This window comes from Neomoorella stamsii (assembly GCF_002995805.1).
Lineage (GTDB): Bacteria > Bacillota > DSM-521 > Neomoorellales > Neomoorellaceae > Neomoorella > Neomoorella stamsii.
Genome location: NZ_PVXL01000049.1, coordinates 26,691 through 51,476, shown reverse-complemented (window position 1 = coordinate 51,476; position 24,786 = coordinate 26,691). Strand labels below are relative to the sequence as shown.

Below are 24,786 nucleotides of genomic sequence, written 5' to 3'. Positions count from 1 at the left end.
AATAGTAAGTTCGACATGGGATGGATAAATCATCTTTTTTCAACCATCACTCTTTGGCATCTTTGTCATCACCTTAGGTTATAGTTATTATTTGGTATCTATCCAGTTTATGGATGCGGAATGTGGGTTAACATGTTTATATTTCTCAAGTTGAGCTAGATAACTTTCCAACTGTTGCAATTTTCGATTGATAACGGCCGCATCAACCATCCCTTGCACCCCCAAAGCGTCCTTCGGCCAATCTCTTACGTAGGTACTGTTCCTGAATCTTCTGCATGGGCCGGAAATCAAGGTAATCCCGCATGGTTTTTTCGTGGAAAGTTATCCGAACCCGGGTATCGCGGCATAATAAGAGTTTTCCATCCCGTAGGACACGAAAACGCAGGGGTAAAGGTGCTTCATTAAGGATAACAAAATCCAGCGGTTCCCGCAGCTCCTGTCTCATGGCAACAAGCAACTCACTTTTATAACCATAGTGACCCACCGGCGGTAAACGGAGTTCATCCAGAAAAACGGCCACGTCTACATCACTCAGTTTATTCGCCGTTCCCCGGGCGTGGGAACCAAAGAGATAAGCAAACATAATTTCTTTTCTCGTTATCAGAGCCTCCCGCAAGCGTTCTTCCAGCGAAAGGGAAGTATTCTCCATTTAGCTCACCGCTTCGTTCCTACTATTATCTTGCGTTACAGGTATATTATACCATCGGCCTTCCGAAATGTCGAGCAGTCTTTATCGCTATCCCTGCCATACCTTGATATGCACCTTGCGCCGGCGGGGACCGTCGAATTCGCAGAAATAAATGCCCTGCCAGGTACCGAGCACCAGGTTGCCGTTATGGACAATCACCGTCTGGCTGCTGCCCATGAGGGAGGTTTTGATGTGAGCCGGCGAGTTGCCTTCGCCGTGGCGGTAACCTCCCGCCGGAACAATTCTGGCCAGAGCCGCCAGGATATCGGCTACCACATCCGGGTCGGCATTTTCATTTATGGTCACCCCGGCCGTCGTGTGGGGTACGTAGACCATACAGAGGCCTTCCTTTACGCCTGCCTGCTGTACTGCCCTGGCTGCCAGGTGGGTAATATCAACCATGGCCTCTTTGCTTGGCGTCTGGAGATCAAAGGTAAAAAGCATCCTGTCCTTCCTCCTGAAAATTGCTGCCGGAAACCATGCCGTCTTTTTCTTAAGGGCCTGATTCCCAGCCCGCACCCCCATCGCCACTATCCAGGTCAACCCAGGTTTTGTTGCCCTATAGTACGGCCCTCCGGTTGCCTTTAAGGGCCCGGGCTTCCTCAAGGTAATTATAAATGGTATATTTAGAAACTGCCAGGGCCTGGGCTACCACATCCACCGCCCCCTTGACCAGGAAAATACCCCGGTCATCAAGCATTTCCACGGCCTTAACCTTTTCTTCCTTGGTCATGACCGGTACCGGTTTGCCCAGTTCCTGCAGGACGTTTTCCACTACGTTGTCAACCACTTCGTTAATGTCCCGGGCAAACTGCTCCTGGGTACGTTCAAAACCTGCTTCTGCCAGGTCCTTTAGCTGGCAAAAGTCTTCTAAAATATTTTTAGCCAGCTGGAACTCAGTAAGATCAAAGTTAATACAAAGGCAACCAACGATCTTACCGCTGTTATCACGGATAAAAATGGTGGATGATTTCAAGACCTTACCGTCCTTAGTCCGGTTAAGATAGCCGATTAAATCCTCGGTGGCATCACCGTAACGTTGCAGAGCTTCTAACACCAGGTTGGTAACCGGGGCTCCGATTTCTCTATTAGTCACCGATCCGGCTTTGAAAATAAGGGAACTGGACGGCTCGCTGAGATCATGTAGAACAACTTCGCAATTTTTACCGAAGGTTGCTGCTATGCCCCTGGCTACGGGCTTCATCGCCTCCAGGGCCGGGTGAATTTTTACGCTTGTCATGGTTAACCCCCTTGTTAACCTTTATGGTTAGTATTATACAAAAAAATACCTTATTTGTTGAGCTGTTCAAGGAATATGTTTCTTACAAAGACAGCAAATGTCTAATAGTCGATTTAAAGCAGGTGTATCAGACCTTTACCCTTGAGAAAACAGAATTAAAGTTCAACGAGCTCAGTGCTTAAAAAGAAAGGCCAGCTGAGCCGGCCCTAACAAATAATGCAATTTGTGTAAAAATTACTTTATTATTTCTTGGCTGATATCTTTGTTCCCGGTTTTACCAATTCTCCTTCGGATTTAGCAACTACTACAGCACCGACTGCATCTCCTAAAATATTTAATGGCGTCCTGGCCATGTCTAAAATACGGTCAACGCCAGCTACCAGGGCAATACCTTCCATAGGCAGGCCTACAGACTGAAAGACCATGGTCATGACAATCAGAGCAGCGCCCGGCACTCCTACGGAACCAACGGAAGCTAGAATGGCCATGAGGATTATGGTTAGCTGCTGGTTGAGGCCCAGGTGCATGCCAAACACTTCTGAGATAAAGATGGCGGCAATTCCCAGGTAAATACTTGCTCCATCCATATTAATGGTATTTCCCAGCGGGATAGTAAAACTACAAGTCTACGCCAACCGTTCCGCCGCCGAACGTTCTTTTTTCCTTCAACTTGGTTTATTACCCGGTTTTACCTGGGGTTTTTGGGGGTTTACGAGAACCTACGTATTTTCTAAGCTAGAATCTCATTTTTACCACCATTAGTATCGGCATACTTGCGATTCCAACCTGTAAATACCGAGAATAACAATACTGCCAGCAGAGCCCAGGTATAGGGGTTCAGCATGGCCGCCCAGATTGAGGGCAAAGGAATATTGAAAGACTGAGCGGCTGATACCAGGGCACCGTACCAGACAATGACGCAAATGTGCCAAGGCATGGTAAAGAAAATGGTGCAGACAGAGCAGTCCATAAGATTGGCTCTCCTGGCAGGGGCAAGATTGAACCTTTCGCCAATAGGTTTGACGTAACTAGGGCCGACCAGCAATTCAGCCGGCGCGTTGGCGGCAATGGGTATTGAAGCTAAAATGGTAACGAATATAATTGATAGTTCGGCTTGTTTCACATTCCGGGCGATGGTCTTTTCAGCCCAGCGCAAAATTCTTTCCATGACACCACTTTCCACCAATATTTGCGTAACCGCCAGTACAAGCAAAGCAAATATTATAGCTCCAACAACACCTGAAATACCAGCCTCTATCAATCCCGTTGACTCACCACGTTTGGCCGGTATATGAAAAATATTTACCAAATGGATTTTTCCTATCAACATTCCAAATATAGTTGCGGAAATATTACCCCAAATTAAAGACTCGACGATATGCCTTCCCGCCAGGGCCGACCCTACTACGATACCAAAACTAACTAGCATCAAAAGACCCCGTAGATCTACCTTGGCTGTTAATTCAGGTAAACTGGCGACATTGCCGCCCCCACCAAATAGCAAAAGAATAATTCCTGATATTGCTGCTGCTGAAACTGAGAGGGGGAAACGGCTGCGGACCACATCCCTCATTGTTGCTTCCTGGGTATAGGCAGAAACAATGGTCGTATCTGATACTGGAGCTAGATTATCGCCAAAAGCAGCCCCAGATAATATGGCGGCTGCCAACATAGTTGGATTAGCCCCCAGATAAACACCCGCAGGATACAGTACCGGAATAAGGGAGAGCACTGTACCTGTACTCGTCCCTGTACCCATAGAAAACAAACAGGCGGCAATGAAAGCTAAAAAGGTAAAAATAGCCCCCTGAGCTCCGGTTTTTAAACCGAACCAGAGCAATCCCTCCACCAGGCCACCGGCAACCATTAACTTACCAAATACGCCGGCAAAAAGCCAAGCAGTAACTATCACAATGCCATTCCTATCGCCAAGACCACGCATTACTGTTCCACAAAATTCGGTTTTGTTTTTAGCGAACAGTAAACCGGCCACTATTGCCAGCCAGCCGCCGGCCCAGAAGGCCTGGGTGCCGCCCCTGCCGGCTACTGATAGCCAGACCAGAATGGCAATTAAAACCAGCAGAGGAATTAAACCACCCCATAGTCCTCCATACATTTCCAATTTTCCATTACCACTTGCCTTATTAACCATATGCTCGCCTCCCTTGATCATTCTAATTTTAATTTAGAGCGCCAAATAATTCTTTCAGCCTTTTACAATATGAACCACCTCCTCCGCCAGGATTTGCGCGGCATCAAAGGCGGGGACGCCGAAATCTTGGATGCCTTTTGCTATAACTGATAGTTCAGTACAAGCAAATAATATTGCTTCTGCACCCCTGGCAATTAATTCATTTATTAATTTCTGTAAATCTTGTAATTGTTTGTTTGTCCATTGATTGGCTTTAACTGCAAAAATAATTGCCATTACCATTTGCTGCTGCTTTTCATCAGGGGTTATTAGTTCAATATTATCTTCCTTAAAAACATCGTGGTAAAGCCTGGTAACCACCACAGCCGTACTAGCAAGCAGCCCTATTTTTTTTATGTCAGGAAGTTCACTTAAAATCCTTTTCCGGGCACTTTTAACCATATTTAATACAGGTATTTTTACGGCATTTTTTATATCTGAATAATAAAGATGGGCTGTATTGCATGGTATAGCCAAAAAATCGGCACCCCATTTTTCCAGATTCCGGGCCATTTGTACCAGTACGGGTGCGGGGCTCTCGCCTGAACCTAAAATAGCCTGAACCCGTGAAGGTATTTGCGGGTTATTGTCTACCAGCATGCGGATGTGGTCGCAATCATCCCCCGCCGGTGTAGTCTTGATAATTTTATCCATAAAGTCGACAGTGGCCTCCGGGCCCATTCCGCCTATTATGCCGAGAATTTTTCCTGCCATTTACCAGCATCTCCTCAGAAGCACAATTGTAGATTGAGTTGGATGCTATTATCAACTAATAGCATCCAACTAGCACAGCTTTATTATCTAAATTTCCGCCTCTTTCTCCAGTACCGGCAGGTCCAGTTCCACCAGTTCCGGGTATTTCAGACCGCTACCGGTGTTTAGAACGACCACCTTTTCATCGGGCTTCAGGAAGCCGCTGGCCAGTAGTTTTTGCGCCCCGGCGACGGCAGCGGCGCCCTCGGGGCAAATAAACATGCCCTCTGTCCTGGCGACAAGTTTTACCGCTACCAGGATCTCGTCGTCGCTAACACTTACCGCCGTACCTCCGCTTTCGTAAACCGCCTCTAGTACCAGAAAATCACCTAAAGCCTTGGGCACCCGGATCCCGCCGGCAATAGTTTGAGCTCCATGGTAAAACTCCGATTCCTTCTTGCCTTCCTGGAAAGCCTTAACAATAGGAGAACACCCTTCTGCTTGCACAGAAATCATCTTGGGCAAAGGTCCTTTAATCCAGCCAATAGCCTGAAGTTCTTGTAGGGCTTTCCAAATACCTATAATACCCACCCCGCCGCCGGTAGGATAAAGGACGGCATCGGGTAGCTCCCAGTTAAATTGCTCGGCAATTTCCAGGCCCATGGTCTTCTTGCCTTCAATGCGGTAGGGCTCTTTTAGAGTTGAAGCATCAAACCAGCCGTATTTTTTTACCCCTTGGGCGATAATTTTTCCGGCATCGGATATCAGGCCTTTAACCAGGTAAGTACGGGCACCGCTGACTACACACTCTTTTTTAGCAAGCTCGGGAGCATCAACCGGCATGGCAATAATCATTTCCATCCCCGCCCTGGCCCCATAGGAAGACCAGGCACCGCCGGCATTTCCGGCTGTAGGCATGGCAATTGTTTTTATACCCAATTCCTTAGCCCTGGAAACGCCGACGGCGGCACCCCGGGCCTTAAAAGTCCCGGTTGGATTTAAGCCCTCATCTTTGATATAAAGGTGCTTAAATCCAAGCTCCCTTCCCAGGTTGTTGGCAGTAAAGATAGGAGTAAAACCCTCTCCCAGGGAAACGATATTTTCTTCCTTTTCCAGGGGTAAAAACTCCCAGTAACGCCAAAGATCGGCCCGCCGGCCTTTTAAGTCCTCTTTTTTCACCTCCTTCCCCAAACGTTCCAGGTCATAGCGCACCAGCAATGGTGAACCACACTGGCAGAGATTATGAATCTCTATTGCTGTATAAGTACTATGGCACTTCGGGCATTCCAAGCAACGGACAAAACTCATTGTTTTTTCCTCCTCTCCTCGAACACCGCCACTTTTGCCTAATGTACCTGCTGCTACTAAAATTTCGCCAGCCAGCTTTTCTTGACCACCCTCCCATTTTTACTTATCTTCGACAACCGCCACCGCCTCAATCTCTACCAGCACATCTTTGGGTAACCTAGCCACTTCCACGCAGGAACGCGCCGGGGGTACTTTGGTAAAATAACGGCTGTAAACTTCATTAATGGTACCGAAGTCATGCATATCTTTAATATAAAGTGTTGTTTTAACAACGTTCTCCAGGCCGGCCCCGGCGGCAGCCAGTACGGCCTGCAAATTGGCCATCACCCTGGCCGTCTGCTCGGCGGCCCCGCCATCTACAATCTGGCCGTTGGCTGGGTCAATGGGGATCTGGCCGGAAGTAAAAATAAAATTACCAGCTTTAATGGCCTGGGAATAGGGGCCAATTGCTTGCGGCGCCTCATCAGTTGCAATAACATTTTTAAGCGGCATAAACATCATCCTTTCAAGTCTGCTCAGTGTATCTTTGGTTGGTAATTATTATTCGCCATTACTATAAATTTTCCTGCTTCATCTTAAAATTTTTTTGTAATATTTACTTGTATTTTTTAGTTGTCTACTATTAAATTTTACCTTGACACTATTAACCACAGGTTTTACAATAAAATTGGTCCTACCACAGACCTCACACTTAATGCCTTCCAGGTGAGGCCTATTATATCCTTACATTTCCAGAGAGGGGGAACCTGTAGTGGAAAAATTCTTTGTCCATGACAAGCGGGATACCGTTGGCGTGGCCGTGGCCGATATCCAGGCCGGCGAAACGGTAACCGGGTGGGTAATGGAGGACAACTCCATTGTCAGCGTCAAGGCCCTGAGCGACATCAAACTCGGCCACAAAATTGCCCTCAAGGACATCGCCAAAGGTGAAACGGTAATCAAGTACGGCGAACCCATCGGTAAAACCGTAGCCCCCATCGCCAAAGGCGAACATGTCCACGTTCATAATTTAAAAACTGCGAGGTGGTAAAAATGACCGGGACCAAATTCATGGGCTACCGCCGGGAAAACGGCAGCGTCGGCGTCCGTAACCGGGTAGTTATTCTTCCCTTAGATGACCTTTCCAATGCTGCCGCCGAAGGGGTAGCAAAGCTCATTGACGGTACCATCGCCCTGCCCCATCCTTATGGCCGCCTCCAATTCGGCGAAGACCTGGAACTCTTCTTCCGCACCTTAATCGGCACTGGCTCCAACCCCAATGTGGCGGCCTGCATCGTCATCGGTATTGAACCCAACTGGACCAACCGCGTTGTAGAAGGCATCGCCAAAACCGGGAAACCCGTGGCCGGCTTTGCCATTGAGCGCTACGGCGACCTGAAGGTCATTGAAATGGCTTCCCGCAAGGCTATCGAATTTGTCCAGTATGCTACCGAATTGCAAAAAGAGGAATGCGATATCTCCGAACTGGTCGTCAGCATCAAGTGCGGCGAGTCCGACACCACCTCTGGGTTGGCCTCCAATCCTTCCATAGGTAACGCCGTCGATCGCCTGGTCGATATGGGCGTGACCGTCCTCTTCGGTGAAACCTCCGAACTCACCGGTGGTGAGCACCTGGTGGCCGCCCGCTGCGCCACCCCGGAGATCAAGGAACAGTTCATGCAGAGCTTTAAATCCTATAATGACTTTATTATTTCCCAGGGCGTCGACCTCTGCGGCTCCCAGCCTACCGAAGGCAATATCGCCGGCGGCCTGACCACCATCGAAGAGAAGGCCCTCGGTAACATCCAGAAAATCGGCAAGCGGGCCATTATCCAGGGTGTCCTCCAGCCGGCCGAAGCCCCCAAAGGTAAAGGTTTGTGGTACATGGAGACCTCCTCTGCCGGCGCCGAAGCCGTTACCCTCTTTGCCGCCGGCGGCTCGGTCCTGCACTTCTTCACCACCGGCCAGGGCAATATTGTCGGCAACCCCATCATCCCGGTAATCAAGATTTCAGCCAACCCGGTGACGGTCAGCACCATGAGCGAGCACATTGACGTCGACCTGACAGGTCTTCTACGCCGGGAAATGGACCTCGACGGTGCCGGTACCGCTATTCTGGACATGTTTATCCGTACCCTGAACGGCCGTTATACCTGTGCCGAAGCCCTGAGCCACAAGGAATTTATCCTCACCAAACTTTACCGCAGCGCTTAATATTATAGTATCCTTACCTGACGGCCAGGATGGCCGGCGGTATCATGCATGGTAAAAATAATAATTGGGAGACGAAAAGCGATTAACATTCGCTCCAGTCTCCCACTTTTTTATGTTTGCTTTCATTCCGGGCATATAGCCTGTTTCTTGCAGTTGTTTTTCCCCGTGGCCGGGATGCTTTCTAATAGCAACCTGCTTTCACCCATTTTCTTTATCTGCCGGCGTCGCCCCTACGTTTCCCTCCGCCTGCAACAGTTCCCTGATTTTCTGCAGGGCCTGGCGCTCAATACGGGAAATCTGCACCTGGGACAGCCCCATGCGGGCCGCCACTTGGGCCTGGGTTTTATCCTGGAAAAAACGCATGACCAGGACCCGCCGGTGTTTCTCCGGAATTTTACGCAGTACTTCCTTCAGGGCAATTTTATCCAGCCAGGCCGGCTCTTCTCCTTCTTCTGCGGCCAGCTGGTCCAGGACATAGATAGGGTCGCCGTCATCCTGGTAAATTGTATCGTGGATGGACCCAGGCATCTGGACGGCTTCCAGGGCAGCGACTATCTCCTCCCGGGATAGATCCAGGGCTTCGGCTATTTCGCCAATGGCCGGTTCCCGGCCCAGTTTTTTAGCCAGTTCCTCCCGGGTGCGGTTGACCTTAAAGGCCGTCTCCTTTAAAGAGCGGCTTACCTTGACGGTGCTATCGTCCCGCAAAAACCGCCTGATTTCCCCTAAAATCATGGGCACGGCATAGGTGGAAAACCGCACTTGGTAGCTCAGGTCAAATTTATCAATGGCCTTGATCAGGCCAATGGTGCCGATCTGGAAGAGGTCCTCCAGTTCATAGTTGCGATTTTCGAAGCGCTGGACCAGGTTAAAAACAAGCTTGAGATTGCAATTAATCAACCGCTCCCGGGCTTCTTTATCCCCTGCCTTGGCCCGGCGCAACAACTCTTCCGTTTCAGCCTCGGACAGGAGGGGAAAGCGGGGCAGGTTCATTTCCGACAGGCGCATGCTTTTGTCGCCACCTTAACTACTTTCCAATCTCTCCCTTGAAGGCTTTAAACATTCTCACCCGCGTTCCCCGGTTGATCTCCGAGGTCACCTCCAGTTCATCCATAAAGGACTGCATAAAGGCGAAACCCAGGCCCATCCGCTCGGGATCGGTGGAGTAGGCCGGCTGCATGGCCAGGGCCACATCGGGGATACCGCACCCCTTATCCTCCACGGTAATTACCAGCCCTGCCTCCGTGCGCTCCACAGCCACCCGCACTATTCCCTGGGGTTCTCCATTATAGCCATGGATGATGGCATTGGACACCGCCTCGGAAACGGCAACTTTAATCTCTTCCAGTTCATTCAGGGTCATGTCCACCTGGGCGGCAAAGGTAGCCACAGCTACCCTGGCCAGCCCGACATTTTCCGGCAGGCTTAAAAACTCAAGGGCCATGCTGTTTTTAACTTGCGCCTCACCAGCCATCAGTCAACCCCTCCCGCAGTTTCTGGCCCATCGGGATGGATGGTCATAATTTTACTAAGGCCGGATATTTCCAGCAACCGCCTTACCTGGGGCTGGGGCCGGCAAATGACCACCCTACCTCCCTGCTTCTTTAAACGCCGGTAACGGCCCAGGATTACTCCCAGCCCTGAACTATCCATAAAGGTAACTCCTTCCAGATCCAGCAGCAATACTTCCGGACGGGCGTGATCCAGGCTGGCTTCCAGTTCCCGGCGCAAAGCGTCGGCGCTTTCCAGGTCAACCTCTCCCTTGACCCGCACCCAGAGTTCTTTACCTTCCATGCTAAAAAATACCTGCAAAGGAAAAACCCCCTCGTTACGATCTCCGAAGGGGTTAATTCGCTCTTCACCGGCTTTCTTCCTGCTAAATAATGGTAAAATTATTGTCGAATGGTGAAGACGGCCCGGATTGCCCTGGTAATCTCCTGGGCAAGGGATGCCCTGGCTACCGCTTCGCCGGTCACCAGGTCGACGTGGTCGATCTCTTTACCATCCCTGAAGACCGTCACCTGGCCGACCTTCTGGCCTTCATTAACGGGAGCATTTAAAAGCGGCGGTAAATCTACCCTGGCAGTTACCTTTTCGGCCTTGCCCCGGATGCGGCTGACCCGCGCCCCAACTTTAGCCCTGGTGATAGCTTTGACCTGTTCCACCCGGCCCTTGCCTACCGGTACCGTGGCTACCACCTGGCCGGGGCCGTAGAGCTGCTGGAAAGCCCACTGTTTATAAGCCCAGTTATAGAGCTTCATGGAATCGGTGAAATGGCCGTTAGGGGTTTCCACGCCCATGACCACGGCGATTAAACGCAGGCCTTCCCTTTCTACCGTTGATACCAGGTTCAAGCCAGCGGCATCGGTAAAGCCGGTTTTAAAGCCGTCGGTCCCCGGGTACCAGTAGAGCATTTTATTGGTATTATCCAGGATCGACAGGGGCTCCTTGCGGAAGGTGTAACGCTTGATGGAGGTCCACTCCCGGATTTTGGGGTACTTCAGGGCATAACGGGCAATAACGGCCATATCGTAGGCGGAAGTATAGTTTTGCTCATCATGGAGGCCATGGCAGTTGGTAAAATGGGTATTCTTTAAACCCAGTTCTTTAGCCTTGGCATTCATCATGGCTACAAAGGCTTCCTCCGAGCCGGCCAGGTGTTCGGCTACCGCCACTGCCGCGTCATTGGCCGAAGCTACGGCGATGGCAATAAGCATTTGTTCCAGGGGGAAGGTCTCCCCGGCGGCCAGGAAGACTTCCGATCCGCCAAAGCTTTCGGCCCGCTCGCTGGTCTGTACCGGTTCATCCAGCCTGGCCTGGCCACTGGCCACCATATCCATGGCTACAACCATGGTCATCAACTTGGTCATGCTGGCCGGGTAGTAACGGGCATGGGCATTTTTCTCCCAGAGGATCTCCCCCGTCTGGGGGTCCATGAGGATAGCTCCTTTGGCGTCCAGGGTCAGACCTGCCGCTGCCTGATTGCCTGCAGCAGCCTGCGCCGGTTGCGCATCCACCGGCAGGGCCCCGGCTACGCCAGCTGTTCCTGAACTTTCAGCCAATAATAAACCACGCGGTATTAAGCAAAACCCCAGGAGTAAGGCCAGTAATAGAATTCCTGTCTTACGCACCCCACCGCCCCCTCGCCAGGCTTGTTCTCTTTTAACTTATATTAGCGATGGGGGGAAAATATGAGCATTTATTTCATCAACATAGAAGTAAAGCTCTCCCCTGCCAGATCATACGGTACACCCAGTAGTTCAGCCACTGTGGCACCCAGGTCGGCGAAGGTGGACCGGACACCCAGATCTACCGGCTGGATGCGGTTGCCGTAGACCAAAAGGGGTACATACTCCCGGGAGTGATCGGTGCTGGGGGTTGTGGGGTCGCAGCCGTGGTCGGCGGTAAGCACCAGGACATCTTTTTCATTTAAAGCCTCGAGTAACTCCGGCAGGCGCCGGTCAAAGGCTTCCAGGGCCGCGGCGTAGCCGGCCACGTCGTTGCGGTGGCCGTAGCGCATATCAAAGTCCACCAGGTTGGTAAAGATGAGGCCGCGATTACTTTCCCGGATAAAGTTACGGGTCTGGTCCACACCATCCATATTGTCGTGGGTATGAATCCAGCGGCTGATGCCCCGGCCGGCAAAGATGTCTTTTATTTTACCCACTGCCATGACCTGGAGGCCGGCGTTCATGACGGCATCCAGCAGGGTGGGCCGGGGTGGCTCCAGGGAAAAATCCTGCCGCCGGTCGGTGCGGATGAAATGCCCCGGTTCCCCAACGAAGGGCCGGGCAATTACCCGGCCTACCGCATGTTCACCCGTCAGCAGTTGCCGGGCAATTTTACAGTAACGGTAGAGTTCCTGCACGGGGATGACGTCTTCGTGGGCCGCAATCTGGAAGACACTGTCGGCCGAGGTATAAACAATGGGGTAACCCGTGCGCATATGTTCGGCGCCCAACTCTTCGATGATAACCGTACCGGAGGCCGGTTTGTTGCCCAGTACCTTGCGGCCGATAGCCTTTTCAAAGGGCTCGATAATTTCCGGCGGGAAGCCGCGGGGATAAAGGGGGAAGGGCCGCTCTAAAATCAGGCCGGCCAGCTCCCAGTGGCCGCTGGTGGTGTCCTTACCGGCCGTCCGGGAAGCCATTTTTCCATAGGCGGCTGCAGGGGCGGCTACCGGGGCAATGCCCTTGAGGGGGAGAATATTGCCCAGCCCCAGCCGGGCCATATTTGGCAGGTACAGTTCTACCGCAGCAGCAATATTCCCCAGGGTGTTGCTGCCTTCGTCGCCATATTTGGCGGCGTCAGGCAGTTCTCCTACACCAACGCTGTCCAGAACGATGACTATGACACGATCAATGACCATTGCACCTATTGCCTCCGCAAATATTCTTACGCCCGCGGGTGGGTCCGGTCGTACACCTCACGGATCTTTTTCCTGGTAAGATGGGTGTAGATCTGGGTCGTACCAATGTCGGCATGACCTAGAAGCTCCTGGACCGAACGCAGGTCGGCGCCATTTTCCAGCAGGTGGGTGGCAAAGGAATGGCGCAGGGTATGGGGCGTAATCTCCTTTTTCAAGTTGGCTGCCCGGGCATAACCTTTAAGGATCTTCCAGCAACCCTGGCGGGAAAGGCGCCGGCCGTGCTGGTTGACAAAGAGGGCCGGTTCCGCCGTCTTTTTGATTAGTTTCCCCCGCCCGTTCTCCAGGTATGTCCGCACGTGGAAACAGGCAACCTGGCCCATGGGAACCACCCTTTCCCGGGACCCCTTGCCCAGGCACCGGACAAATTCCCCCTCCAGGTTAACCTGGTCCACATTGAGGGCCACCAGCTCCGAAACCCGCAAGCCCGTGGCATAAAGCAATTCCAGCATGGCTTTATCCCTTAAACCCGCCGGCGTATCCGGGCGCGGCTGGTTGAGGAGCCTCTCAACCTCCTCCACCGTCAACACCTGGGGTAGTTTTTTTAGTTGCCGGGGGGATTCCAGGTTGGCCGTAGGATCGCTTTCCACCAGGCGTTCCCTTAATAAAAAGTGGTAAAAGGATTTTAAGGCCGCCAGGTGCTGGGAAATTGTAGCCGGCGACCGGCCTTCCTGCTGCATTTTTACCAGGTAGGCTACCAGCAAACCGTGGTTAACCTCCCGTAAAGATTTTACCCCGCCATTTTCCAGGTAATGCAAAAACTGCTGCAGGTCGCTGTTATAGGAAGCCAGGGTGTTTTCCGCCAGCCCCCGTTCTACCACCAGGTAGTAAAGGAATTCATCCACCAGCTCACGCACGGCGCACCACCATTCCTCTTAAGTTTACCAGATTATTTCCACATGTACAGGTAAAAGTCCTCCATCAGCGCCAAAAAAAGCCATAAAAAACCCGCCTTCTAGAGGCGGATATTTTCCCTTTATTCACCCCGGTAAAAGCTCCTTAATTTCTCTAATAAACCCTCCAGGCGGCCGGTATCCCCGGCTGCCGGGGCAGCAGCCGGTTGTTCCTGTTGCCGGACGGCAGCCCTACTGTTACTTTGCCCTGCCAGGTTCGACCGGCCGCTTCCCGCCAGCTGTCCCAGCAAGACGGCCGCCACCAGTACGGCGGCCAGCAGCCAGACAAGTTTTTGCCGCCATTTAGTAATGGTAACTACAATCATCCCCTATCCCTCCATCCCTTTTAAAAATAATTAAGTACTACCCTGGCAAAAACCGGCGCCAGGTAAACCTCTACCAGTCCACCGCCCACTACCAGCAGCGTGACCAGCAACATGAAAAAGGAATAAGCTAAAAACCGCGGTAAAATGCCCGTTTCACTTAAGCTTCGCCCGCGCAGTAAACCGGTTGAAAAGGAAATGCCCAGCATAGCCGCTACAAATAAAGACGGGATCTGGATAAGATTGGGCGGCAGGATGGCCAGCAGGGAAAAGGCCACTCCCTGGAAGGCCTTCTGCTGCACCAAAAAGCCGACGGTGAACCCCAGGATAAATCCCTTTAAAAAAACAATGGCTACAATCAATGGTATCCCAATTACCGTTAAACCCAAAAACCATACCAGGCCGGTCTCTTTAAGGGCATTGATAATGGCCTGGTAAACCCCTTTATACCCGCTTAAATCGTTAGCGTTAAATTGTTGCAAGACGTTATCCAGGTAGGCGGCCAGCTGGATTACCTGCTGTTGCTCCAGAAAGTAAATTGTAACCGTTCCGGCAATAATTCCTCCCAGGAAAAAGAAAAATATAACCAGATATAAGCCCAGGTTGTCCCTGATGTGCCTGGCAAGGGCCCTTTCCACCTCACTCCCTCCCCGGCCGGTATGTCAAATATCATCCCCTAGATAGTTATGCCGCCGGAGGATATTTATGCCTGTACGGTACGAGCAGCGGCCAGTAAACCGGCAATACTCTTGGCATCCTGGATAGTACCCTTAAAGATCTGGGCCACGGCTTCAGGCAAAGGCAGCCGCACAACTTCCAGAAATTCATCGGCATCGGCTTCCTCCCGGTGGGGTTTGAGGCCGGTGGCCAGGAAAAGGTACATGATTTCATCGGAAAAGCCCGGGGTAGTGTAGAAGGCTAAAAGCAGCTGCCACTCAGTTGCCGCCAGGCCCACTTCCTCGGCCAGTTCCCGCTGGGCGCAAAGTAAGGGTTCTTCCCCGGCATCCAGTTTACCGGCCGGGATCTCCAGGGTTACCCGGCCAATGGGGTAACGGTACTGGCGAACAAGATAAACGTTTTTTTCTTTATCCAGGGCGATAATGGCTACTGCGCCCGGGTGTTCCACCACCTCGCGGCTGGCTTCACGGCCATCCGGCAACCGCACCCGGTCCCGGCGCAGGTTTAAAATCCGCCCTTCATAGATGCGTTCGGAAGTCAGCAGTACTTCAGTAAGGTCCATTGTTTATCTCCTTCCCCCAAAAACTATGTCACTATATGTTGACCTGCAGGGCACCTTAAGATAAGAAACTGGCGTTAGCGCCAGTTTCCCCCCTGACCTTTTGCAGGTTTAATTTATCTTAGCCCCTATTCTCAGTTTATCGGCGATCATGGCAATAAATTCCGAGTTGGTCGGTTTACCTCGTTCTACATTAATAGTATAACCAAAGAATTTATTCATCATCTCCACGTTGCCCCGGTCCCAGGCCAGCTCGATGGCATGGCGGATGGCGCGCTCTACCCGGCTGGGAGTGGTCATAAATTTACGCGCCACCAGGGGATAAAGTTCTTTCGTCACCGCACCCAGAAGGCTGATGTCATCGATGACCATCAGGATGGCTTCCCGTAAGTATTGATAACCCTTAATGTGGGCCGGTACCCCCATCTGGTGGATGATCCTGGTTACTTCAATATCCATATTGCGCCCGCCGCGATTTGCCTGGGCGGGTGCTGCCGGCAGGGCCTGCCCGTTGGCCAGCTGGCGCAAGCGGTTGCCAAGTACTTCCAGGTCAAAGGGTTTAAGTATGTAGTAATCAGCCCCCAGCTCCATGGAACGCATGGTCATGTTCTCCTGGCCCAAGGCCGTCAGGATGACTATCTTCGGCCGCGGTTCGTAGTTTAAAGCATGGAGCTGTTCCAGAACACCAATGCCGTCGAGATGGGGCATGATTATATCTAGAATTACTACGTCCGGCTCCTGTTCCTGGATAAGCTGCAGGGTTTCATGGCCATTGTGGGCAATCCCTGATAAAATAAAATCCTTTTGCTCATTAAAGAATTCCTCCAGTACTTCACAAAATTCCCGATTATCATCGGCAATTAATACTTTAATAGGTTCTTTCATTGTATTTCATCCCGCCTCCTAAAGCCCCATGTCATTTTTTAGGCGAGATAGTTTTCGACGTCAACAGGGGATAATCCTTCCAATCGCATAAAGAGGCAAAACTTTTGGTTATCCAACATCTATTTCCATTATATGTAAAATTCCAGGGGATTCGACGGCAGTTCCCCTGGTTGGTGAGACAAGATCTGTTTCCTGGATCATCCATTCGGCCAGCACTCCATACCCCCTGGTAGGATCGTTAATAAACACATGGGTTACGCCCCCCACCAGTTGCCCATCCTGGAGAATGGGACTACCGCTCATTCCCTGGATAATGCCTCCCGTTAAGGCCAGTAGCCGGGGATCGGTTATACGTAGGACCAGCCCCCTGCCACTGGCTCGCTGGTGGGGCATAACCCGTTCAATTTCCACCTGAAACCTTTCTACCTTTTCTCCCTCAACTACAGTTAAGATCTCGGCTGGTCCCGGGTGCACCGTCTCCGCCAGGGCAACCGGTAAAGGCGAGGTAAAAAAACCCGGAATATTACCCGTTATTGTTCCAAATATGCCAACTGTGGTATTCTTCTGGATTGTACCACTAAAGCTGCTGTTTTCTAGGAAAACACCTATTTTTTCCCCTGGCTGGCCCCGCCTCCCCTGGTGAATCCCCTGGATGGCTGCCGCGACAATCCGGCCACCGCTGATATTCATTCCCGCCTGGCCATCGCTGCCAGTAACGATATGCCCTAAAGCGCCAAAGATACTCTTGTCCTGGTCATAAAAAGTTAACGTGCCGACACCGGCGGTACTATCCCGGACAAAGATGCCGATCCGGTAACGTCCCGTCTCCTGGCAGTACAGGGGCTGGATATTTAAGCTTAACAAACGCTCATCCCTTCTGACTGTTAACCTTAAAGGGCGATTGGCTCGCCCGGCAGCATCGATCAGCGAGGCCACTTCCTGGTCACTGCTTACCTTCTGGCCATCAATGGCCACGATGGTATCGCCTGTTTCCAACCCGGCCTGCCGCGCTGGGTAAAGCATGTTGCCCTGGCCGTCCCTTACGGCTGCTTGGCCCACTACCATTACCCCTTCTGTTTTTAGCAGGACACCAATGGCCTGGCCGCCGGGATAGACACTTACCGGCTGGACCATCTGCACGGTGATATTTTTTAAGGGAATGAGGCCAAATAATTTTAATTGTAACTGCCACCAGCCCGGGCGGACCTGGCCGGCGGTACTGGTTTGATCAAGGCTGTTAACCTGTATTTCTACCTGCCTGGCCAGGCCCGGCGGTAGTTCCCAGTTCAACTTAAAAGGCGTTGCCGTAGACAGGCGTTGCATCTGGGGCAGAGAAAAAAAGCCGCGTACCGGCGGGAGCATTCCTCCATACAATAACACTGCCGCCAGCACCAGGCCGAGAACCTGGCGCCCAAGGCGTTTCAAGGGCACCACCCCCCATTTCAGGGATTTTGTTTTTGCTTCTAAACATAAAATAACCCCAGGCCGTTGCTTTTATGCTGTTAAAAACGACCTGAGGAGGAGATATAGCCTGCATTAGGAAGCGATCAGGGGATAATTTGCGATTTTTAAATGTAAATAACATAAATTTCATTTTTTGGCCCCGGCTTGTTCTAAAAGAGCGACCGCATGCTCCCGGGCAATCGGACTCGCTTCCCCGGATAATAACCGGGCCAGTTCTTCCACCCGTGCCTCGCCCAGTAATTTTTCTACCCTGGTAAAAGTACGCCCGCCCTGGACAACCTTGGCCACCCGGTAATGCTGCCCGGCAACACCGGCCAGCTGCGCCGAGTGGGTAATGCAGAGCACCTGGTGGCGCTGGCCAATGGCCGCCAGGGTCCTGGCCACCGAGCGGGCGGCAGCACCGCCCACCCCGGCATCGATTTCGTCAAAAATCAAAGTTGGTACCGCATCTACACCGGCCAAAATACTCTTGCAGGCCAGCATTACCCGGGCCATTTCCCCGCCCGAGGCAATCTGGGCCAGGGGACGGCTCCCTTCCCCGGGGTTGGGCTGGAAGAGAAAAGTTATCGTATCCATACCTGCGGGTCCCGGCCGGGAGGCTTCCGTGCAGTCTATCGTTACCCGGGCCGCCGGCATGGCCAGGTCGTGTAATACAGAGGTTATCTCGGCAGCTAATTTTTGCGCTGCCTCCAGGCGCTGCCTTCGTAAACGCAGGGCTGCTTCCCGGTACCTGGCTTCAGCGGCAACGATTTCTTTTTCCAGGGCCGCAGCCCTGGCCACCCTTTGCTCCAGACCCTCTAAAGCCGCTGCCGCTTCCGCCTGGTAGCGCAAAATGGCCGGAATATCAGCCCCATATTTACGCTTTAAATTTTTAATCAATTCCAGGCGTTCCTCAATCTGTTTTAATCTTTGCGGGTCGTAGTCCAGCTTTTCCCCGTAACGGCGAATGCCGCGGGCTACCTCTTCCACCTGGGCGGCGGCAGCTTCCAGCAAATCTTGCCAGGGTTTAAGCCCGTCATCAATGGCTGTCATAGCCTCCAGTTCTGCCGCCGCCTGGCTGATGCGGTCATAGGCCGCCCTGCCTTCTTCCTCAAAAAGGGCGGCGTAAATCGCTGCCGCCCCTTCAGCCAGCCTGGTAGCATTATTTAGGATCTCCCGTTCCTGGAGTAATTCTGCATCTTCACCCGGGCTTAAATTGGCGGCGGCTATTTCCTGTAGCTGGTAAGCTAAAAGGTCGCGCTGCCGTTCCCTTGCTGCGGCGTCGCCGCCAAGTTCCACCAGATCATTTTGTAAATTTTGCCAGGCTATGTAAAGTTCTTTGACTTGCGCCCGTAACTCCATTAAACCTGCCACGCCGTCAAGCAGGTCCATCTGAGAGGCGGGTCTGAGAATGGACTGGTAGGCGTGCTGGCCGTGGATATCTACCAGCATCTGGCCAATTGTCTGGTACATACTTAAAGTGAGACTGCGGCCGTTAACCCGACAGCTGTGCCGGCCGCTGCGGCTGATTTCCCGGCTGAGCAAAAGGCTCCCGTCAGCCTCTACCGGCACACCAAACCCGTCCAGAATTTCTTCCAGTCCCGGTATGTTAGCAGCCTGGAAGAGCCCGCGCACTACGGCCCGTTCAGACCCGGCGCGAATATACTCCGCTGAAGCCCGCGCCCCCACCAGAAGCCCTACGGCATCGACAATGATGGACTTGCCGGCGCCGGTTTCTCCTGTGAGTACCGTTAGCCCCGGTTCCAGGTCCAGCTGCAGGGATTCGATTAAGGCAAAATTTTCAATTTGCAATTCCTGGAGCATGGCCTCACCCTTCCCTGAGCTCCTCAAAGCGCTTTAAGACCGTGGCCACAGCTTCCTTGGGTTTTACAATGACCAGGATGGTATCATCCCCGGCTACCGTCCCGATAATCTCCGGCCAGGCCAGGTTATCCAGGCAGGAGGCAACGGCATGGGCCGTCCCCGGCAGGGTGCGGATTAAAATCAAATTCTCACTGTCGTCTACTTTAACCACGGAATCTTCAAAGAGGCGCTGCAACCGGCCGTAAGTATTGACCAGGGGCTGTCCTGGCGGTGCCGCGTAGCGATAGAGGTTCTCCCCTGCCGGCACTTTCACCAGGCCAAGTTCCTTAATATCCCGGGAAACGGTAGCCTGGGTCACTTTAAGGCCGTGCTTGTGCAGTTCCCGGGCCAGCTGTTCCTGGGTAGTTACCGGGGTGCTGGCTATTATTTCCAGAATCAACTGCTGGCGCCTGGCTTTCGTCATACTGCCGGTTCCCCCCTTCCCGCAATTTTTCCCGTACCAGGCTGTAAAAGGTGTTATTTTTTAAACGTATCAGGTACGTAGGTACTCCAGCCCGGGTAACGGTAATGACGTCCCCGTTTTCCAGGTGCCATCCCTGCTGGCCGTCAACAGTAAGCATGACTTCCGCTCCCTGGGCGTGAACATGGACCCTGATCTGCTGTTCCCCGGGTACAACCAGGGGCCGGCTGTAAAGGGTATGGGGACAGATGGGTGTTAAAATCATTACTTGCAGTTCCGGGGATACCAGGGGACCACCGGCCGACAGTGAATAAGCCGTCGAACCCGTAGGTGAGGAGATAATGAGGCCATCGGCCGGGTAAGTATCCAGATAAGCCGGGCCAATATAAACCTCCAGGCGGAGCATGCGGGAAAAGGCACCCTTGGTAATTACCACGTCATTTAAGGCCTGGCAGTTTAGCGCCTGGTCCGGGCGCCTGACAGTACCCTGGAGCATCATCCGCTCTTCCAGGCGGTAATCACCGGCCAGGAGCTTATCCAGGGCGGGATAAAGTTCAGCCAGTTCAATTTCTGTTAAAAACCCCAGGTGACCCAGGTTGACGCCGAGAATGGGCGTAGCGGCACCGGCAACTATCCGCGCCGCCCGCAGGAGGGTGCCATCACCACCTAAAGCTAAAAGGCAATCGGCACCTGCCAGCTCTTTTTCCGGCACGCCTTTTTCCGGGCAACCCAGGGCGGCAGCTTTGCTGGTGGATACCACTGCCCGCACGCCCCGGCCTTCCAGGTAGTCCATGAGTTCCAGGGCTACTTCCCTTACCCTCGGCTTATCAAGGTTGGCTACTATGCCGATGCACTGCAATAAACTCCCTCACTTCCCTGGCGAGGGTATGTCCCTCGCCGCTTGAGAAACTATGCGCCGGCAGAGCGACGGCTTAGTTCGGCGGTTCTATGCCACTTGCGGCTTGCCAATGATATGGCATCGCCTGTTCTGTTACCGGCGCTTATGTTTCGCGGCTCCCAGACATACCCCCATCTCTAAGAGCCTGGTGGGCTTCTGATACAACCCGGTCAATCAGGGATTGCCACTCTCCTGCGTCCAGGCCCTGGCCCTTTAAGCCCAGCCAGAGGAGGAATTCTAAATTACCCTCCGGGCCGCTGATGGGGGAACAGGTCAAACCATAGATTTTTAAACCCAACCCGGCTGCCCCGGTCATTACTTCTTTTAAAACCTCCCGGTGCACGGCCGGGTCGCGCACAACTCCCTTTTTACCCACCCGGCCAGGGCCGGCTTCAAACTGGGGCTTGACCAGGGCAATAATCTCCCCTTCCGGTTGCAGGCAGCGGAGGACGGCCGGGAGGATTTTCGCCAGGGAGATGAAGGCCACATCAATAGTGGCCACGTCAACCAGCTCCCCCAGGGTATCCCGTTCCAGGTAACGGGCGTTGGTCCTTTCCAGGACAGTTACCCGGGGATCCTGGCGGAGCGACCAGGCCAGCTGGCCGTAACCGACATCAACGGCATATACCCTGGCGGCGCCGTGTTTAAGGGCACAGTCGGTAAAACCACCGGTGGACGCGCCCACATCAAGGATTATTTTATCGCGTAAATCAATATTAAAAACCTTTAGGGCCTTCTCCAGCTTTAAACCGCCGCGGCTAACGTAAGGCAGGGGCTGGCCGGTGAGGCGTATCTCCGCTTCAACCGGGACCCTCTCCCCGGGCTTGTCTACCGGGACATTGTTGACCAGCACCTCGCCAGCCATAATGGCCGCCCGTGCCTGCTGGCGGCTGGCAAACAGTCCCCGCTGCACCAGCAGGAGGTCTATTCGTTGTCTAGCCACCGGAAATCTCCCTGGTACCCAATTTATGCCTGGTAAGCATCGGCTCTTCCTCCAGCACCTGCTGGACGGCCTTGATGATCCCCGCCGGCGTCAAACCTAAGTGTTCCCGTAAAACGGCCGGTTTACCCTGGGGGACAAACTCGTCCTTAACCCCCAGGCATTGCACCCGCGTCCTCTCCCTGCCGTTAGCAGCCAGCAATTCCAGGACGGCACTACCAAAACCGCCGGCCAGGACGTGTTCCTCAACCGTCACCAGGCGGCCAGTCTTAGCGGCCCAGGTGAGAATTAGCTCCGCGTCCAGGGGTTTAACAAAGCGCGGGTTGATGACTGCCGCTTCAATACCCCGGGCGGCCAGTTCTCCAGCGGCGGCCAGGGCGGCGTAAACCAGGGGACCCAGGGCCAGGATGGCTACATCCCTGCCCTGGCGCAGGACCTCCCCTTTACCGATAGGCAGGGGCTGGGCCGCACCAGTTAACGGTACACCCACACCGGCACCCCGGGGATAACGCAAGGCTGTCGGACCGTTATGCTGGATGGCTGTAACCAGCATGTGCCGCAGTTCCTGCTCGTCTTTGGGAGCCATGATTACCATCCGGGGGATGCTGCGCAGCAGGGCCAGGTCAAAGAGGCCCTGGTGGGTTTCCCCATCTTCACCTACCAGCCCGGCCCGGTCAATGGCCAGGACTACCGGTAGTTCCATTAAGGCAATATCATGGATGACCTGGTCAACGGCCCGCTGCAAAAAGGTGGAGTAAATGGCCACTACCGGTTTTAATCCCGCTGCCGCAAGGCCGGCGGCCATGGTCAGGGCATGCTGCTCGGCAATGCCGACATCAAAAAAGCGTTTTGGGAATCGCCGGGCAAAGGGAATGAGGCCGGTACCCTCGGGCATGGCCGCCGTTATGGCCACCAGGCGGTTGTTTTTTTCCCCCTGGCGTACCAGTTCGGCGCCAAAAACGGAGGTATAAGTCGGCGGTCCCCCCGCAGTTAAAGGTTCACCTGTATCCGGGTCAAAGGGGCCAACGCCGTGGAAGCGGCCGGGATGGGTTTCAGCCGGCCGGTAACCTTTGCCTTTGGTTGTAATTACATGAACCAGGACCGGCCCGCGGGTAGCACGGGCGCGTTGCAGCACTTCTTTGAGCCGGGCAATGTTGTGGCCTTCAATGGGGCCCAGGTAGGTGAAGCCCAGTTCCTCAAAAAGCATTCCTGGGACAACCAGGTATTTAAAGCTATCCTTAATCCGGTCAATTATCTTTAAAACCCGTGGCCCCACATGGGGCAGGCGGTTGAGAAGGTTTTCCAGTTCTTCCTTACCCCGGGAGTACATGGGATCCGTCCGCAGGCGGGAAAGGTAGGCCGCCATACCCCCTACCGGGCTGGAGATGGACATTTCATTATCATTGAGCACCACAATCAGGCTGGCCTTCAAGTGACCGGCATGATTCATGGCCTCAAAGGCCATGCCACCCGTCAGGGCACCATCGCCAATTACCGCTACGACCTGGTAATCCTCACCCTTTAAATCCCGGGCCAGGGCCATACCTAAGGCGGCCGAAATAGAGGTGCTGCTATGACCGGTATCAAAAGTATCATAGGGGCTTTCGGCTCGCTTGGGAAAGCCGCTCAAGCCCCCGAACTGGCGCAAAGTGCTAAACTGGGAGCGCCGGCCGGTGAGCATCTTGTGCACATAGCACTGGTGGCCCACGTCCCAGATGATTTTATCCCGGGGTAAATCAAAAACACTGTGGAGGGCCAGGGTCAATTCCACTACACCCAGGTTGGGCGCCAGGTGGCCGCCTGTGCGGGCTACCGTCCGTACCAGTTCCCGGCGTATTTCCGTGGCCAGCAACTCGAGTTCCTGGTTATTCAGCTTTTTCACATCAGCCGGTTCCTTAATTTTATCCAGCAGGTTCATGGCCGCCGTCCTTTCTGGGGTGCATGGTTAAAGGGGCGCCACCCGGTTAGTTTTTCCACACCGTACAACACCCGGCCCACAAAAAAAATTATGTCACTGGCCTGGTGCAAGGCAAATCCCTTGCCCAGGGCTTTGCCTCCTACAGTCACAGCCGAGATAACGGCCGTCATGAGGGTACTGACCAGCAGGTCTTCCGCCCCATGCTGGCCTGCTAGGCGTAAGATAATAACCGCCCCAACCGCACCGCTTAAGGTACTGCAAACGTCCCCCACCACGTCGGTGGAAAAGCTGGCCACCCGTTCGGCGTTGCGAAGTAAACCCAGGGCCTGGCGGGCACCGGGGATCTTTTTGGCCGCCCGGGCATGCAGGGGCGCCTCACTGGCCGCTGCCGTGGCTACGCCAACTATATCAAAGGCAATACCGGCCAGGATAATTAACATCAACAGGGTAAAGGATAAAATTATGGAAGTTATTCTACCCAGAAACACCTGGGAACCATAGCCTATGGCCAGGGCTATAAAAAAAGTCCCCCCGCCCATGGTCAGGGCATTTTTCCAGGAGGAACGACCTTGTAATCTGGTCAAAATGTTTCCGGCCTCCTACTTCATAATTAGGTGGGTGGCAGCTGGCCGGATAAATATTATGGCTTAGGTCCAGTAGGTTTTCCCGGCACCCTACCACGCGTCGCCGCTGTGGCGGTTTCCCTTTAAAGGGTGCCCTGCGCCGTCGCCGGAGGCAGGACTGGATTACCACTTAGCACATACTTTAATCCCCGGCCAGCCTTACCGGTGGTAAACAGTCTAGGAGTTTTCCTCGACAAGCCCGGCCATCTTCTAGCCTCTTTTGCAGTAGTGGTTTCCGCTATGGTCAACAGGTCTTCGGCGAAGACCTTGACAGGTGCTTCCCACCCGCATCCACCACTACCGCTCAAGGCAGGCTACGCTGCAGCCAGCACCCTTCGTACCGACTGCAGGTTTCTACCCCAGGCCATAGTATTTGCTCCTGCCGCAGGAACTTTCCCACGCACCTGGGTCTCCACGGAGGGAGGGTCCACGCCTACATGCCATTGTAGATCGCCCCCCCTCCTTAACTCCCAGTACCAACCCCCGACTGGGCGTCGGCAGCCAGCACCAGGAACTTCATCGGTGTGCCCTTGACGGATTTTTAGGCCCGTCTTCAAAGATGGTGGTCTTGACTAGAATACTGCGCCACCCACCAATATAGAGTAG

At 53.3% G+C, this 24,786-nt stretch carries 26 protein-coding genes and 1 pseudogene; 2 read left to right on the top strand and 25 right to left on the bottom strand.

Features of this window, described 5'->3' with window-relative positions; translation table 11 throughout:
- Positions 1 to 202: 202 nt before the first annotated feature.
- The 8 genes and pseudogenes from mntA to MOST_RS11135 form a co-directional block, all read right to left on the bottom strand.
- On the bottom strand, positions 203 to 649 hold the full coding sequence (mntA, locus tag MOST_RS11170; protein WP_054935413.1) for a type VII toxin-antitoxin system MntA family adenylyltransferase antitoxin: 447 nt from the start codon (positions 647 to 649) through the stop codon (positions 203 to 205).
- 87 nt (positions 650 to 736) lie between these two features.
- A complete protein-coding gene (locus MOST_RS11165) occupies positions 737 to 1,132 on the bottom strand; it encodes a secondary thiamine-phosphate synthase enzyme YjbQ (RefSeq protein WP_054935412.1) in 396 nt (131 codons plus the stop codon).
- Between the two features lie 115 nt (positions 1,133 to 1,247).
- On the bottom strand, positions 1,248 to 1,928 hold the full coding sequence (locus MOST_RS11160) for a helix-turn-helix transcriptional regulator (protein ID WP_054935411.1): 681 nt from the start codon (positions 1,926 to 1,928) through the stop codon (positions 1,248 to 1,250).
- 242 nt (positions 1,929 to 2,170) lie between these two features.
- Positions 2,171 to 2,548 (bottom strand): annotated as a pseudogene (locus tag MOST_RS11155) (dicarboxylate/amino acid:cation symporter); the annotation flags it as partial.
- A 110-nt stretch (positions 2,549 to 2,658) separates the two neighbouring features.
- On the bottom strand, positions 2,659 to 4,080 hold the full coding sequence (locus MOST_RS11150) for a Na+/H+ antiporter NhaC family protein (protein WP_054935409.1): 1,422 nt from the start codon (positions 4,078 to 4,080) through the stop codon (positions 2,659 to 2,661).
- A 54-nt stretch (positions 4,081 to 4,134) separates the two neighbouring features.
- Positions 4,135 to 4,833: a cysteate racemase gene (gene cuyB, locus MOST_RS11145; RefSeq protein ID WP_054935408.1), complete on the bottom strand. Its 699-nt coding sequence runs from the start codon at positions 4,831 to 4,833 to the stop codon at positions 4,135 to 4,137.
- Positions 4,834 to 4,920: 87 nt separating this feature from the next.
- The gene (locus MOST_RS11140) at positions 4,921 to 6,120 is read right to left on the bottom strand and encodes a threonine synthase (protein WP_054935407.1); all 1,200 of its coding nucleotides are present in this window, start codon (positions 6,118 to 6,120) and stop codon (positions 4,921 to 4,923) included.
- A gap of 99 nt (positions 6,121 to 6,219) precedes the next feature.
- Entirely contained in the window at positions 6,220 to 6,612 is a 393-nt protein-coding gene (locus MOST_RS11135) for a RidA family protein (protein WP_054935420.1), read from the bottom strand.
- Positions 6,613 to 6,871: 259 nt separating this feature from the next.
- Between MOST_RS11135 and MOST_RS11130 the strand changes: the two genes are divergently transcribed.
- Together MOST_RS11130 and MOST_RS11125 are read left to right on the top strand one after the other, a co-directional pair.
- A complete protein-coding gene (locus MOST_RS11130) occupies positions 6,872 to 7,150 on the top strand; it encodes a UxaA family hydrolase (protein ID WP_054935406.1) in 279 nt (92 codons plus the stop codon).
- A 2-nt stretch (positions 7,151 to 7,152) separates the two neighbouring features.
- Positions 7,153 to 8,313, top strand: a complete 1,161-nt coding sequence (locus MOST_RS11125) for a UxaA family hydrolase (protein ID WP_054935405.1) — start codon at positions 7,153 to 7,155, stop codon at positions 8,311 to 8,313.
- 198 nt (positions 8,314 to 8,511) lie between these two features.
- Here the strand turns inward: MOST_RS11125 and sigF are convergent, their stop codons facing one another.
- From sigF to MOST_RS11040, 17 genes are all read right to left on the bottom strand, one after another.
- On the bottom strand, positions 8,512 to 9,318 hold the full coding sequence (sigF, locus tag MOST_RS11120; RefSeq protein WP_054935404.1) for an RNA polymerase sporulation sigma factor SigF: 807 nt from the start codon (positions 9,316 to 9,318) through the stop codon (positions 8,512 to 8,514).
- 19 nt (positions 9,319 to 9,337) lie between these two features.
- Positions 9,338 to 9,784 carry an anti-sigma F factor gene (gene spoIIAB / locus MOST_RS11115; RefSeq protein ID WP_054935403.1) on the bottom strand — a complete coding sequence of 149 codons (447 nt, stop codon included), beginning with the start codon at positions 9,782 to 9,784 and terminating at the stop codon, positions 9,338 to 9,340.
- Positions 9,784 to 10,122, bottom strand: a complete 339-nt coding sequence (locus MOST_RS11110; protein WP_106007150.1) for an STAS domain-containing protein — start codon at positions 10,120 to 10,122, stop codon at positions 9,784 to 9,786. Before MOST_RS11110 ends, spoIIAB begins: the two co-directional genes overlap by 1 nt.
- A gap of 80 nt (positions 10,123 to 10,202) precedes the next feature.
- On the bottom strand, positions 10,203 to 11,441 hold the full coding sequence (locus MOST_RS11105; protein WP_054935402.1) for a D-alanyl-D-alanine carboxypeptidase family protein: 1,239 nt from the start codon (positions 11,439 to 11,441) through the stop codon (positions 10,203 to 10,205).
- Positions 11,442 to 11,509: 68 nt separating this feature from the next.
- A complete protein-coding gene (locus MOST_RS11100) occupies positions 11,510 to 12,673 on the bottom strand; it encodes a phosphopentomutase (RefSeq protein WP_181950077.1) in 1,164 nt (387 codons plus the stop codon).
- A gap of 32 nt (positions 12,674 to 12,705) precedes the next feature.
- A complete protein-coding gene (gene xerD, locus MOST_RS11095; RefSeq protein WP_054935400.1) occupies positions 12,706 to 13,593 on the bottom strand; it encodes a site-specific tyrosine recombinase XerD in 888 nt (295 codons plus the stop codon).
- A gap of 119 nt (positions 13,594 to 13,712) precedes the next feature.
- Positions 13,713 to 13,955, bottom strand: coding sequence for a hypothetical protein (locus MOST_RS11090; RefSeq protein ID WP_054935399.1), 243 nt, complete (start codon positions 13,953 to 13,955; stop codon positions 13,713 to 13,715).
- Between the two features lie 20 nt (positions 13,956 to 13,975).
- A complete protein-coding gene (gene spoIIM, locus MOST_RS11085; RefSeq protein WP_054935398.1) occupies positions 13,976 to 14,590 on the bottom strand; it encodes a stage II sporulation protein M in 615 nt (204 codons plus the stop codon).
- Between the two features lie 65 nt (positions 14,591 to 14,655).
- Positions 14,656 to 15,192, bottom strand: a complete 537-nt coding sequence (locus MOST_RS11080; RefSeq protein ID WP_054935397.1) for an NUDIX domain-containing protein — start codon at positions 15,190 to 15,192, stop codon at positions 14,656 to 14,658.
- Between the two features lie 108 nt (positions 15,193 to 15,300).
- On the bottom strand, positions 15,301 to 16,074 hold the full coding sequence (spo0A, locus tag MOST_RS11075) for a sporulation transcription factor Spo0A (RefSeq protein ID WP_054935396.1): 774 nt from the start codon (positions 16,072 to 16,074) through the stop codon (positions 15,301 to 15,303).
- A gap of 108 nt (positions 16,075 to 16,182) precedes the next feature.
- Positions 16,183 to 17,505, bottom strand: a complete 1,323-nt coding sequence (gene spoIVB, locus MOST_RS11070; protein WP_054935395.1) for a SpoIVB peptidase — start codon at positions 17,503 to 17,505, stop codon at positions 16,183 to 16,185.
- 159 nt (positions 17,506 to 17,664) lie between these two features.
- Entirely contained in the window at positions 17,665 to 19,341 is a 1,677-nt protein-coding gene (gene recN, locus MOST_RS11065) for a DNA repair protein RecN (protein WP_054935394.1), read from the bottom strand.
- A 4-nt stretch (positions 19,342 to 19,345) separates the two neighbouring features.
- Positions 19,346 to 19,804 carry an arginine repressor gene (argR, locus tag MOST_RS11060; RefSeq protein ID WP_054935393.1) on the bottom strand — a complete coding sequence of 153 codons (459 nt, stop codon included), beginning with the start codon at positions 19,802 to 19,804 and terminating at the stop codon, positions 19,346 to 19,348.
- Entirely contained in the window at positions 19,701 to 20,660 is a 960-nt protein-coding gene (locus tag MOST_RS11055; RefSeq protein ID WP_054935392.1) for an NAD(+)/NADH kinase, read from the bottom strand. Before MOST_RS11055 ends, argR begins: the two co-directional genes overlap by 104 nt.
- Positions 20,661 to 20,802: 142 nt before the next feature.
- Positions 20,803 to 21,642 carry a TlyA family RNA methyltransferase gene (locus tag MOST_RS11050; RefSeq protein WP_054935391.1) on the bottom strand — a complete coding sequence of 280 codons (840 nt, stop codon included), beginning with the start codon at positions 21,640 to 21,642 and terminating at the stop codon, positions 20,803 to 20,805.
- Positions 21,635 to 23,557, bottom strand: coding sequence for a 1-deoxy-D-xylulose-5-phosphate synthase (dxs, locus tag MOST_RS11045; protein ID WP_054935390.1), 1,923 nt, complete (start codon positions 23,555 to 23,557; stop codon positions 21,635 to 21,637). The genes MOST_RS11050 and dxs overlap by 8 nt, the downstream gene beginning before the upstream one ends.
- Complete coding sequence (locus MOST_RS11040) at positions 23,554 to 24,141, bottom strand: hypothetical protein (protein WP_054935389.1); 588 nt, start codon at positions 24,139 to 24,141, stop codon at positions 23,554 to 23,556. Before MOST_RS11040 ends, dxs begins: the two co-directional genes overlap by 4 nt.
- Between the last annotated feature and the right edge of the window lie 645 nt (positions 24,142 to 24,786).

Bases quoted from the DNA above. Each gene is read 5' to 3' on its own strand.
- mntA (WP_054935413.1), bottom strand. From the start codon at position 649: ATGGAGAATACTTCCCTTTCGCTGGAAGAACGCTTGCGGGAGGCTCTG.
- MOST_RS11165 (WP_054935412.1), bottom strand. From the start codon at position 1,132: ATGCTTTTTACCTTTGATCTCCAGACGCCAAGCAAAGAGGCCATGGTT.
- MOST_RS11160 (WP_054935411.1), bottom strand. From the start codon at position 1,928: ATGACAAGCGTAAAAATTCACCCGGCCCTGGAGGCGATGAAGCCCGTA.
- MOST_RS11150 (WP_054935409.1), bottom strand. From the start codon at position 4,080: ATGGTTAATAAGGCAAGTGGTAATGGAAAATTGGAAATGTATGGAGGA.
- cuyB (WP_054935408.1), bottom strand. From the start codon at position 4,833: ATGGCAGGAAAAATTCTCGGCATAATAGGCGGAATGGGCCCGGAGGCC.
- MOST_RS11140 (WP_054935407.1), bottom strand. From the start codon at position 6,120: ATGAGTTTTGTCCGTTGCTTGGAATGCCCGAAGTGCCATAGTACTTAT.
- MOST_RS11135 (WP_054935420.1), bottom strand. From the start codon at position 6,612: ATGCCGCTTAAAAATGTTATTGCAACTGATGAGGCGCCGCAAGCAATT.
- MOST_RS11125 (WP_054935405.1), top strand. From the start codon at position 7,153: ATGACCGGGACCAAATTCATGGGCTACCGCCGGGAAAACGGCAGCGTC.
- sigF (WP_054935404.1), bottom strand. From the start codon at position 9,318: ATGCGCCTGTCGGAAATGAACCTGCCCCGCTTTCCCCTCCTGTCCGAG.
- spoIIAB (WP_054935403.1), bottom strand. From the start codon at position 9,784: ATGGCTGGTGAGGCGCAAGTTAAAAACAGCATGGCCCTTGAGTTTTTA.
- MOST_RS11090 (WP_054935399.1), bottom strand. From the start codon at position 13,955: ATGATTGTAGTTACCATTACTAAATGGCGGCAAAAACTTGTCTGGCTG.
- MOST_RS11080 (WP_054935397.1), bottom strand. From the start codon at position 15,192: ATGGACCTTACTGAAGTACTGCTGACTTCCGAACGCATCTATGAAGGG.
- spo0A (WP_054935396.1), bottom strand. From the start codon at position 16,074: ATGAAAGAACCTATTAAAGTATTAATTGCCGATGATAATCGGGAATTT.
- recN (WP_054935394.1), bottom strand. From the start codon at position 19,341: ATGCTCCAGGAATTGCAAATTGAAAATTTTGCCTTAATCGAATCCCTG.
- argR (WP_054935393.1), bottom strand. From the start codon at position 19,804: ATGACGAAAGCCAGGCGCCAGCAGTTGATTCTGGAAATAATAGCCAGC.
- dxs (WP_054935390.1), bottom strand. From the start codon at position 23,557: ATGAACCTGCTGGATAAAATTAAGGAACCGGCTGATGTGAAAAAGCTG.